The sequence below is a fragment of the Chryseobacterium vrystaatense genome (assembly GCF_000737765.1).
Classification (GTDB): domain Bacteria; phylum Bacteroidota; class Bacteroidia; order Flavobacteriales; family Weeksellaceae; genus Chryseobacterium; species Chryseobacterium vrystaatense.
In genome coordinates, this window is record NZ_JPRI01000005.1 from 1 (window position 1) to 12144 (window position 12144).

Sequence of the window (12144 nt, forward strand, 5' to 3'; positions counted from 1 at the left end):
TCAGGTTGTTTGAAATTCTTAATTATACCTACAATGGCGAAAAAGAAGGTGCATTGAGACCATGGGTCTTAAATATGCCTTACAAAGAAAGAGCGATTCCCCAGGAAATGGTTTTTACCTGGGAAACAGGTAAAGAAAAGCAGGAACAGCGAAATGCCAGGGCATTTTTTGATTGGGAAAAAACGAATGAAGCGTTTAAAAAAGCAGGAAGCCCAATAGATATGCAGGTAAAAATTGCTGCCGATAATCAAACTGTTGAAATTTTACTGAATGGTAAGCCATTAGAAACGGACAGTATTCGTATTTATCAATGGTCGGGAAATTATAAAGAAAGTTATAAGTGAAAAATACATATCGAAGAGGTATGACAGTGAACCGTATCGTGTATGGGTTACGTGGTATTGTATGTTTCGTACTCTGTATTCATTTAACACAATGTCAAAAAATGAATGATAAAAAAATGGCTTTTCATGTTGAAATATCTCATCCGGATAATAAATATCAGATCACTCCTGTATTTGACAAGATAAAAACATTAGAAGGAACCCATGCAGGATTGCCTTATGGAAGTTCTTCCGGAAGTTGGGGGGATTCAGGATCAGTATGGACAGAGCAGTACGGAACTCCTATTGGTGCTGATATTACTTATTATGCTGATTATGAAAATGTTTATTATCATCTGGATATTGATTTCCCTGTTGATACCATAAGTGATTATATGGAACGGGCATATTCAAGGAAAGAAGATAAACAAGGAGAAACTAAGGAATATAGAAGATTAGGTAGAGGTTTCGAATCTGGAGGAGGAAAAGCTTATGACAGCTTTTCTACACTGGTTTTTGGTTTTGCTCCAAAAGGCATGGTTGTGGTCTGGCTTAATTTTGGAAATACGCGCATTGAGCTTGGTCGTTATCAGGCAAAACAGGTTACGGATCCTGCAGAAATTACTAAAGCTAAAGAGAAATATATGAGGGTATATCGTATAAGCCCGGAACGTTATAAAGAATCTCAACAGGAATATTTTATTCCCGATGCGAGTCCTAAGCAATGGGATGATTACAGACAACGTTACCATTGGCGTCCGGTAGTCAGTTCTGTCAATCCTAAATTCAGGTTGTTTGAAATTCTTAATTATACCTACAATGGCGAAAAAGAAGGTGCATTGAGACCATGGGTCTTAAATATGCCTTACAAAGAAAGAGCGATTCCCCAGGAAATGGTTTTTACCTGGGAAACGGGTAAAGAAAAACAGGAACAGCGAAATGCCAGGGCATTTTTTGATTGGGAAAAAACGAATGAAGCGTTTAAAAAAGCAGGAAGCCCAATAGATATGCAGGTGAAAATTGCTGCCGATAATCAAACTGTTGAAATTTTACTGAATGGTAAGCTATTAGAAACGGACAGTATTCGTATTTATCAATGGTCGGGAAATTATAAAGAAAGTTATAAGAGTACAAAAGATTAAGCTTTCAACAGACTACATTCTTATGACAGTTTTTCACATGGTTATTCAGTTTTACTCTCAAAAAAGAGGATGCATCTTTTATAGTATAGTAGACATTACCAAACCAACCTGTACAGAATCAGTGGGTTTAAAAATATGAGCATGGAGAATAAGCAGTGTATGGCTGTATACTCATCAATACAAAGAAGCAGACAACTTTTATGTGAAAATATTTCCACGTTAATCCAATAAAAACCCCCGATTATACTGGGGTTTTATTTTTATCCTGTCATTTTGTCATATTTTTTTGAATGGTACAGATATTGAGAAATTGAGAATGTAAATTAACAATATAAAAATTAGAAAAAATATAAATATTATGAGTAAAATAATTGGAATTGACTTAGGAACAACCAACTCATGCGTTGCTGTAATGGAGGGTAAAGACCCTGTTGTTATCCCTAACGCTGAAGGTAAAAGAACGACTCCATCTATTGTAGCATTTACAGAAGATGGTGAAAGAAAAGTGGGGGATCCTGCAAAAAGACAGGCTGTAACGAATCCAAAGAAAACTGTATACTCTATCAAGAGATTTATCGGTACTCATTTTAAGGAAGATGCTAAAGAAATTTCAAGAGTACCTTATGAAGTAGTAGCAGGACCAAATGATACCGTAAAAGTAAAAATCGACGACAGAGAATATACTCCACAGGAAATTTCTGCAATGACCCTTCAGAAAATGAAGAAAACTGCTGAAGATTATCTTGGACAGGAAGTAACCAGAGCAGTAATCACTGTTCCTGCATATTTCAACGATGCACAGAGACAGGCTACTAAAGAAGCCGGAGAAATCGCAGGTCTTATCGTAGAAAGAATCATCAACGAACCTACAGCTGCAGCATTAGCTTACGGTTTGGATAAAAGCCACAAAGATCAGAAGATCGCTGTATATGACCTTGGAGGAGGTACTTTCGATATCTCGATCCTTGATTTAGGTGACGGTGTATTCGAAGTATTGTCTACAAACGGTGATACGCACTTAGGAGGTGATGACTTTGATGATGTAATCATCAACTGGATGGCAGACGAGTTCAAAGCTGAAGAAGGAGTAGAGTTAAAAACTGATGCAATTGCACTTCAGAGATTAAAAGAAGCTGCTGAAAAAGCAAAAATCGAATTATCTTCTTCTGCACAGACAGAAATCAACTTACCATATATCACAGCTACAGCTACAGGTCCTAAACACTTAGTGAAGACTTTAACTAAAGCTAAATTCGAGCAGTTAGCTTCTGATCTTGTAAGAAGATCTATGGAGCCGGTAGCAAAAGCGTTGAAAGATGCAGGTTTATCAACCTCTGATATCGATGAAGTACTATTGGTAGGAGGTTCTACAAGAATCCCGATCATTCAGGAAGAGGTAGAAAAATTCTTCGGTAAAAAACCTTCAAAAGGAGTTAACCCGGATGAGGTAGTGGCTGTTGGAGCTGCTATTCAGGGAGGAGTATTGACAGGAGACGTTACAGATGTATTGCTTCTTGACGTTACACCGCTTTCTCTGGGTATCGAAACAATGGGGTCTGTATTCACTAAATTAATTGATGCAAACACTACGATCCCAACTAAAAAATCTGAAGTATTCTCTACAGCTTCTGACAATCAGCCAGCGGTAAGCATCAGAGTAGGACAGGGAGAAAGAGCAATGTTCAACGATAACAAAGAGATCGGAAGATTTGATCTTTCTGATATTCCACCTGCACCAAGAGGAGTTCCTCAGATCGAAGTAACTTTCGATATTGATGCCAACGGTATCTTAAGCGTTTCTGCTAAAGATAAAGGAACAGGAAAAGAACAGACGATCAAAATTCAGGCTTCTTCAGGTCTTTCTGACGAAGAAATCGAAAGAATGAAGAAAGAAGCTCAGGAAAACTCTGCAGCAGATGCTAAGAGAAAAGAAGAAGTTGAAATCTTCAACAAAGCTGACGGATTGATCTTCCAGACTGAAAAGCAGTTAAAAGAATTCGGTGATAAACTTTCTGCTGACAAAAAAGCAGCAGTAGAAGCAGCTCACACAGAATTGAAAGCCGCTTTCGAAACTAAAAATGTTGACGAAGTAAAAGCTAAAACAGAAGCTTTGGATGCAGCATGGATGGCCGCTTCAGAAGAAATGTATGCAGCAGGACAACAGGCTCAGGGTGGAGACGCCGGAGCAGGTGCTCAAAACGCTGGAGCTAATGCAGGAGGTGCAGATGATGTACAGGATGCAGACTTCGAAGAAGTAAAATAAGCAGTCACAGACTGATAAAATAGGAATCCCCTCGCGTGAGCGAGGGGATTTTTTGTTGCATTTTAAAAGGAAAAACACAGTTAACATTTTTTTCTATTTTTGCGAAAACAAATAATAACCATATATGGACCCTATTTACTCTAAAAAACAATCTTATATCATAGGTTTTTCTTCATTATTACTTTCATTACTGGGAATGATTGCAATAGGTAAGACCTATCAGCTCATTAAAAATGCTACAGTATATGGGGTGCAACCTTCAGAATCATCAAATATATTTTGGCTCTTTAAACCACTGTATCTGATGTTGGGAACAACAAAAACGGCGTTTGATGCCTGGGAGTTTTTTATTCTCGCTATGCTGTTTTTGGGCAGTATTATTTTCTTTCTCAAAAAAGGAAAAGATACTAGGCTAATTGCTTTTGCCTTTTCTGTTATCCTGATTTCAAATTTAGTAAGCTTTCCAAGCTATATCATTTACATCATAAAAGGTGTCGCAAAAACTGAAGGTGCAGGAAAATTGCATTATTTTATTTTTATCAATGCAGCCCTTTCAATAGTATATTTTGGTCTTAGTTTTTATATTTTGAAGACCATAAAAAAGGCTAAGGTCTTGGACATTATTACTACTGAATCGGGTACGACGATTAAAGATACTCCGAAAGGCCAGCGCTTTTTTCATTTTATAATTGATACCTTAATCATGCTTTTGGTATTTTTCCCTTTGCTGCTGCTGATCGCTGATAGTTCTTCAAAAAATGATTTTTTAAAAGCGTTTTTAAAGAATGAATTGGCATTGCTTGCGTTCGTTTTTGTGGTTCGAATGATCTATTATCCTTTCTTTGAAATCATTTTTGGTTCCACACCAGCAAAATTTCTTACAGAGTCGCGTGTCGTGAATTATCTTGCCAAGCATCCGTCCGGATCAAATGTTTTCCAAAGGACATTATGCAGGAGCATTCCTTTAAATCCAGTATCATTTTTCTGGAAAATGGGTTGGCATGATTCGTTATCTAATACCCATGTAGTCAAAGAAAAGAGAACGGGATTCAAAACGTGGTATCTTCTGTTTATATTGCTGATCTTTATTCCTTATATCACATTTTATTATTTAGGAGAGGAGATGATTGGAAAATATGAGCAGCAAAAGGAATATACGCTAACGCAAGATTATATCTACAGTTTTAATGATCACAGTATTCAGAATATAAACTCAGATCAGGCTTTTACCCTACGTGAACTGGGATCGCAGGATTATGAAGTGGTAATTTTAAAAGTTGAAAAAGTAAATGGCAACGAAGTGGTTTGCCGGAAGATCATTCATCCCAAAACATTTACTACTGGATATTTTGACGTTCAGGAACTTTACAGGCAGCAAAAAGATTCAGCTGAAACCTACATTCTGAATAAACAGGATTTTCAAAATGCAGCTCCAAAATACCTGACCCAGATGGATGATAGCCGTAGAAATGGTGCGGATTTCTTTAAAAATGGCAAAAAATATGAAATCAAGAATATCTACACGTTGAGTTCGCCCGTTCTTGTTGAACCCAACTATTGGTCAGAAGATGAATACCGCAGAAGTGCAATCGGAATTATTTTTCAGAACAACGGCAAAAGTGGAAAAATACTTTCAGTAAAAAATCTTGAAGGCGACGTAAAATGGACGGATCATTTTCCGGTCGACATTAAAAACTCTAAGAAAGATGGTAATATTTACCTGAAAGCAGAAAATCTAAAGCCCGACGAAAATTTTTCTGTTGAACTGCTGGTAGAAGATTCATTAAAACATCGCCAGCTATATAGGGTAGACAGAAAACAAAAACCTTATATTCATTTTAATATTTATCAGCTTAATTAAACATCTTCAGGAAATTTGCCTGTGGAGCTGTTTTTAAAAATAAATAAAATAGAGTTGTAAGTAAGCTTACACTTTATTCATTATACAGCCGTAGTAAACATTGTTTACTGCGGTTTCTTTTATTGGGATCACTATCTTAATCGAATGGTCTTTTGTTTTGAATTGAGTGTTAAATTTTGGGGTTATAAAGTATGTAATGAGTAATGTTTAAATTATTATTAATAAATAATCATATCATTTATTTCATTCATAAATTTTTATTTGGTTTTAATTTGTACTTTTGTTTTTATTTAGAATAATTAAACATTAATAATAAATCAATGAAATTTAAACACTACAAAACAGTTAGTGGTTAATCTCAATCAATTAATCTCTATACGATTTGTAGGCATTATTAAAAACTTAAAAAAACTATGGAACAGCAAACTAAAAGAATTGCAACACTGGATTTAATTAAGGGAATGAGTGTAATCGGAATGATTATTATCCACACCTTACTCATCAATGCGAATGTAAAATCCCAGTCAGAATCAGTTATTGGGAGCTTTATTGTCTTTTTGGGCAGAGGAACGGCTATTTTTATGATCTGTATGGGGATCACATTGATGACCTCCAGACATCAAAGTCTAAAAAGCGCAATCAAAAGAGGAGGCATGCTTATATTGGCTGCTTTTTTTATGAATTTCATGAAGTTCATTATTCCTGCGATTTTTGGTTTTGCTCCCGATAATTTTATTCAAAAGTATGGGTGGCACGGACCAATTGAACAGCAATATGTCTATCTCGTACAGCTGGGTGATATTTTGCAGCTGGCAGGAATCTCATTGCTGTTTGTTGGATTCATCAGAGAATATGTGAAAAATAAATATGGAATTCTGGCGATAGGGTTGCTGATAGCTTTAGTATCCAGAGAAGTAAGCGGAATCAACATTGATTATCCTGTTCTTAATTATATTTCAGATCTCTTTTTTAGCAATGATTATCCTGCGTACATCTATTTCCCCGTATTTCCATGGATGTCCTTTATAATCATCGGAATGTTTTTTGGCAAATGGTATCTGGAGCTTAACCATAACAGCAGAGAACTGTTTAAAAACATGCTGTATATCGGACTTGTGTTCGTAGCACTTGGAGCTCCTCTGGTTTTTATGTACGGTGAATATAATTACAATGGTTTTTACCATATGGGACCCGGTGGTGTTATTTATTTTGCAGGATGGACCCTGATTTTCCTTTGGGCTATTTTTAAAATAACCTCAAAAATGAAAGAAAATAAATTCACCAGCCTGTTAAAATATTGCAGTAGAAATCTAACGTCAATGTATATGATCCAATGGATCTTGATTTCATGGGGGAAAGGAATCTTTGGATACAGACAGTATGGTATTGGAACGGTACTGCTTCTTATTGTTCTTTATATGATTCTAACGTTTGCTGTTCAGAATTTATTGGATCGCTTAAAAAAGAAGAAACCAGTGCTTGTTCTTGAACACCCTGTTTCAGTGGAGGAAACTGTCCTGAAGTGATCATTTTGAACCTATTGTAATAGCAATAATCTGGTTGCCTGTTGCAGCGATAAAGAAAGCAGGAACCGAAAACGACTGTTATTGTTTTTTTCTTCAATTGAATTAAATTATTTTCATGTCATAAACGTTTGGCTTGTTTTATGTTATACGTATCAAACTAACTTAAAAAAAATGACAATATGAAAAAGAATGTATTGACCCTATTAATGTTCGGTTTATTTGCAACTGCTGTTCATGCCCAGGAAACGGTAAAACAGGAAGCAAAAAATGTAGGTACTGCCATTGAAAAAGGGGCAAAAGCCACAGAAAAAGGAGTTAAAGATGGCGCAGAGTGGGTTGGAGACAAAGCTCAAAAAGGTGCAAAAGCTACAAAAAAAGGGGTTAAAAAAGGCACAAAATGGGTAGGTAAAACAGCAACCAAAGGGGCTAAAAGTGTTAAAAAGACTGCTGTAAAAGGTGCAGATGCAGTGGCAGATGGTTATAAAGATGTAAAAGCAGATTTGAAAAAATAATTTTTCAGAAAAAATATAAGAAAACGGCTTCAACAACAGGAGTCGTTTTTTTATACAAAAATGCAGAGTATTAATGACATGAGATTGATATCTTTTATGTACTCTAATGAAGAAAGACATTACAGGATAACTAAAAGAGATCACAGGAAAAATAGCTAAATTCGTATAAGTAAATCCAAAACAAAATTTAAATGAAATTTTTTAAAGTAATCCTCGTTGGCTCTCTGTTCTTGTTTCAGCTGAATGCAGCGCAGGAAAAGGCAGATACAGAACTGAACAAAGCCCTCACAGAAGCAAAAGCTCAGAAGAAAAATGTCCTGCTTGTATTCCATGCTTCATGGTGCGGCTGGTGCAAGCTGATGGAGAAAAATATGAACCTTTCCGAAACCAAACCTATCTTCGATAAGAAATTTGTAACCACTTACATTGATGTTCAGGAAAGAGGAGAAAAGAAAAAATTAGAAAATCCCGGCGGACAGGAACTGATGAATAAATACAAAGGAGAAAATGCCGGCCTTCCTTTCTGGCTGGTGCTTAATCCAAAGGGAGAGGTGCTTGCCGATTCTTTCGATAGCAAAGGTGATAATCTGGGATCTCCGGCAACCCCTGATGAAGTGGCCACATTTATGGCCAAGCTGGAAAAAAGCTCAAAAATGAATAAGCAGGAACTTCAGACCATTCAGAAAGTCTTTGTGAAAAAAGATAAATAAAAAAACTCCCCCGGCAATTTGTCGGGGGAGGCTGTTTTCAGATCAAATAAATGTATGAAAGGATATTTCTAGGATCTGATTACACATCGTGAAAATTCTTTATATTTTGCAGCTATAATCAGTAATAAGCTCCACTTTTTAATCTGGCGGAACTTTTTTATCAATTAAATGAAGGCTTGTAAAAAAGTAATAATCAATACTTAGCGTGCTTCATCAAATAGTTTTGCAAAAGTATATATTTTACACCAAGTTGTGAAATATAATTTAATAAAATATCTGCAAAGCATAATAAATCTGCTGAAGAGCCAAAATCAATGTTCAGTACATCCGGTAAGTTGCTCGATCATATAAACCTTTCATTACTTAAACAGGTTCCTAAATTATCCTGTAGTTTTTCATTGCAAAAACAAAAAACTCCCCGGACAGAAAATGCCCGAGGAGTCTATTTACAAATTAAATTATTTCTTACTTACCGAAAAAAATCTGATCCTGTTTCTGCTGTTCATTGTAAATGGCCTGAAAGCTGACAGGCATATTCTGATACAGAACACTCCAGTGTTGGATTTTGGTATGCTTTTTAAAACTTTCCAGGGATCTTACAAACAGATTTTCAATCACTGTTCTCACATAAGAATCACCGTTTCTGTAGATCCAGTCCATCAGCTTAATATGATGGGCTATGATATAAATCTTGGATTCCTGCAGCATATCCTTTAAATAGTTAATAGTTGCCTGGATAGCGCCGGCAAAGTTTTCCTGCACAGATAGCTGTGTGATTTCCTTTCGGAGTGGTGGATAGAAAAATTTTAAGTATTCAACGGCTATTTTTTTATTAATAGCTTGCATTTGTACTTTCATCATAACTAATATTTTTCAGTATTTATATTGCAGCGAAATGTGTACCAAAATTTACAGCATGGCAGCAAAAATAAAAACACCTATGATCACCGCAATGTGAGTAAGCAATACCTCCGTATTGTGCCTTTTAGTCGTGGTTTTCAGCGTTTTCCAGTCGGATATTCTCCTGATTTTTGTTTTCATAACCTATTGAATTTGAATGGTTTCTATTTTGTAATAAAATGTGCTTTTGTAATGAAACATATGAATAATGTAATGAAACATTTAAATACCATGATTATAAATCTGTTTCGAATACGTCTGTTGCAGCTCTTTTGACATATGACTAAAGATAGCTTTTCTGTATTCTCCGCTGCAGAAAGCGGTAAAGTTGTCCAAAGAATAAATAAAAACGCCTTCAATAGCATTTTTTAAAGAAGTGTCTCCATTGATGTAAATTTTGTCCATCTTTTGAAGACTTTTAAATAAAATATTCCTGTCATTCTGTCGGACCATACTTTTGATACGGTTGGTAAAGGTGCGGATCACGCTGTACGAATTCTGTGGTGTTGTTTTCGTAAGTTCGTTTTCAAAGTCAGGAATCACTTCTGTAATTTCCTGGACGGCTTCTGAATAGTTCATATGATTAATGATTTTGTTCTAAAAGTTTAATAATAGCTCCAAAGACGAAAACCATCATAAAAGCCATGAGCAGCAGATGGTAGGGTTTCAGCCACTTTGGGGTCTTCGGTCCTCTGCTTTTTAATCGTCTTAACTTGTCAATGCGGTTTAAAGTCTTCAAGTCCATATTGTATGTTTTGAAGATCATGAAGCCAATGGTGTTCCTTTCACTAGGGTTTGATTTTAATTTGTTGATATTGTGTTGTTTATGTGTATTTTTGAATTGAATGGAAACATAAAAACCCTGTCAAAATGATAAGGTATTTATCAAAACGAAATGAAGAAGCCCTGTTTCTCCGGAAAATTAAGCCGTTTATTTATTTGTATGATGGAAAGGATAGAATGAATATCTTTGCACTCCAAATTATTCAGGACATGTTTTCAAAAATTATAGTACACAGAGTAGGAAATAAAATCAACGGAGAATCTTTAACGCTGTCTCAGGAAGAGCTGAAGCTGGAAGAAGGAATGGCAGAATTGCTTGAAGATTACTTTTTAGGTTCTTTTAAATCAGAAGAGACCTTCAATTTTTACAGTGACACGTATTTGGTCAATAATCCGGTATACAGTTCCGTATCCGAAATCTTTGAAGACAAAGCCAAGTTCCTTTGGGAATCTGAAAATATTGCCAAGCACCTTTTTGAGGCTGCGGAAAATCCAAGAGTTCAGGGTGGAGAATTGTTTATTGTCCTTTTTGAAGAGGAAAGCGACCGTCCGGATAAAGTGGATAAGATCGGAATCTTTAAAACTGAAAAGAGAGAATCTTTCCTTAAAATTTCGCCTAACGAAGAAACCTTTGATATTGAAAAAGATCAGGGAATAGGTTTATCTAAAATTGACAAGGCAGCTTTGATCTATAACAATAACAAAGAAACAGGGTATGTACTTTCTGTAGTGGACAACAACAAAAACGGAGATATGTACTACTGGTTCGAAGATTTTCTGAAAGTAAAACAACGTGATGATGAATATTTTCACACCCAGGAAGCTTTGATGGTATACAAAGATTATATCACAAAACAACTTCCGCAGGAGTTTGAAGTTTCAAAAGCAGACCAGGCAGATTTCTTAAACAAATCCATCAATTTCTTTAAAGAAAAAGAAGAATTTAAACTGGATGAATTTGCGACCGAAGTATTGGGAGATGAACACGTCATAGAAAGTTTCGTTAATTTCAAGACCGACTACGAGCAGGATATGCAGGTGAATATTGCAGAAGAATTTCCGATTAGTGAAGCCGCTGTAAAGAAAACCCAGCGTCACTTCAAAAGTATTATCAAACTGGACAAAAATTTCCATATCTACATCCATGGTGACAGACAGAAACTGGAAATGGGAGAGGATGATAAAGGAAAATACTACAGACTTTATTTTGAAAAAGAAGTTTAATAAGACAAAAATATAAGGTATCAAAGAGGGCTGATTTTTAAATTGGTCCTCTTTTCGTATTGGGTATTTCGCCCCTTTTTCCTTCCTTTGTTTTATGAAAACAACGATTATAGATCTCTCCAAACCAATTCAGTACAATGCCGGAGATCCCTGGTATATGAGGGTCAAGATCAAGCATAAATCCCATAAAAAATCCCACTGGCTAATCAGGCTGGCACTAAATCTTCCATTCCGGCTTTTCCCAAAAAACTGGGTTGGATGGGCCGATGATTCTATCAAAAATATGGGACTTCACGCCACGACCCACATTGATGCTCCATGGCATTATGGTCCCGTGGTTGAAGGAAAGCCCGCTAAGACCATTGATCAAATTCCTTTAGAATGGTGTTATGGTGACGGTATTGTGATCGACTGCACCCACAAAGAAGATTTTGTAGCCATCACCGTGGAGGATCTGAAAAAAGATCTCGATAAAAACGGAATTACCATTCAGGAAGGAAATATTGTCCTGATCAGAACTGACCGTGATAAAATGATGGGAACTCCTGAATTTGTAGAAAGAGGAACCGGAATGAGCAAAGAAGCCACAGAATGGCTGATCGGGCAGGGCGTCAAAGTAATGGGAATTGATCAGTGGGGATGGGATCTCCCGTTAAAATATATGGCAAAAAGAGCAAAAGAGCTCAACGACCCGGAATATTTCTGGGAAGGGCACCGTGTCGGAATAGAAAAAGAATATCTGCATATGGAACAGCTGACTAACTTGTCAGCACTTCCGCCATCTGGATTTAAAGTCAGTGTATTTCCACTGAAAATTGTGGGAGGTTCTGCAGCTCCAGCCAGAGTGGTGGCCATTATCAATCCTTAAAAATAAAAAAAGCGAATTTAAAAATTCGCTTT

Annotated in this window: 11 protein-coding genes and 1 pseudogene; 9 read left to right on the forward strand and 3 right to left on the reverse strand. The window is 36.3% G+C overall.

All coding sequences use genetic code 11. The annotated features are described in order from the left end of the window. The 7 genes and pseudogenes from IW16_RS26645 to IW16_RS14115 all read left to right on the forward strand — a co-directional run. A pseudogene (locus IW16_RS26645) lies at positions 1–344 on the forward strand (DUF2931 family protein); the annotation flags it as partial. A 101-nt stretch (positions 345–445) separates the two neighbouring features. After that, complete coding sequence (locus tag IW16_RS14090; RefSeq protein WP_051890272.1) at positions 446–1465, forward strand: DUF2931 family protein; 1020 nt, start codon at positions 446–448, stop codon at positions 1463–1465. Positions 1466–1823: 358 nt separating this feature from the next. Next, positions 1824–3728, forward strand: a complete 1905-nt coding sequence (gene dnaK, locus IW16_RS14095) for a molecular chaperone DnaK (protein WP_034745405.1) — start codon at positions 1824–1826, stop codon at positions 3726–3728. Between the two features lie 124 nt (positions 3729–3852). Continuing rightward, positions 3853–5589 (forward strand): RDD family protein, encoded by a 1737-nt coding sequence (locus IW16_RS25725; protein ID WP_051890275.1) that lies wholly within the window; start codon positions 3853–3855, stop codon positions 5587–5589. A gap of 413 nt (positions 5590–6002) precedes the next feature. After that, a complete protein-coding gene (locus IW16_RS14105; RefSeq protein WP_034745407.1) occupies positions 6003–7115 on the forward strand; it encodes a heparan-alpha-glucosaminide N-acetyltransferase domain-containing protein in 1113 nt (370 codons plus the stop codon). Between the two features lie 179 nt (positions 7116–7294). Continuing rightward, positions 7295–7627, forward strand: coding sequence for a hypothetical protein (locus IW16_RS14110; RefSeq protein ID WP_131327896.1), 333 nt, complete (start codon positions 7295–7297; stop codon positions 7625–7627). A gap of 191 nt (positions 7628–7818) precedes the next feature. After that, positions 7819–8337: a thioredoxin family protein gene (locus tag IW16_RS14115; RefSeq protein WP_034745409.1), complete on the forward strand. Its 519-nt coding sequence runs from the start codon at positions 7819–7821 to the stop codon at positions 8335–8337. A gap of 465 nt (positions 8338–8802) precedes the next feature. On the opposite strand, the gene IW16_RS14120 is transcribed toward IW16_RS14115, so the two are convergent. From IW16_RS14120 to IW16_RS14125, 3 genes are all read right to left on the reverse strand, one after another. Continuing rightward, entirely contained in the window at positions 8803–9198 is a 396-nt protein-coding gene (locus tag IW16_RS14120) for a DUF7674 family protein (RefSeq protein WP_034745411.1), read from the reverse strand. 48 nt (positions 9199–9246) lie between these two features. After that, positions 9247–9378: a hypothetical protein gene (locus IW16_RS27085; protein WP_262484383.1), complete on the reverse strand. Its 132-nt coding sequence runs from the start codon at positions 9376–9378 to the stop codon at positions 9247–9249. A gap of 81 nt (positions 9379–9459) precedes the next feature. Then, entirely contained in the window at positions 9460–9816 is a 357-nt protein-coding gene (locus IW16_RS14125) for a DUF7674 family protein (RefSeq protein ID WP_034745413.1), read from the reverse strand. Positions 9817–10230: 414 nt separating this feature from the next. Here IW16_RS14125 and IW16_RS14130 point away from each other — a divergent pair, with 414 nt between their 5' ends. After that, positions 10231–11244, forward strand: coding sequence for a nucleoid-associated protein (locus IW16_RS14130; RefSeq protein WP_034746255.1), 1014 nt, complete (start codon positions 10231–10233; stop codon positions 11242–11244). Positions 11245–11338: 94 nt separating this feature from the next. After that, on the forward strand, positions 11339–12112 hold the full coding sequence (locus tag IW16_RS14135) for a cyclase family protein (protein WP_034745415.1): 774 nt from the start codon (positions 11339–11341) through the stop codon (positions 12110–12112). Positions 12113–12144: the final 32 nt, after the last annotated feature.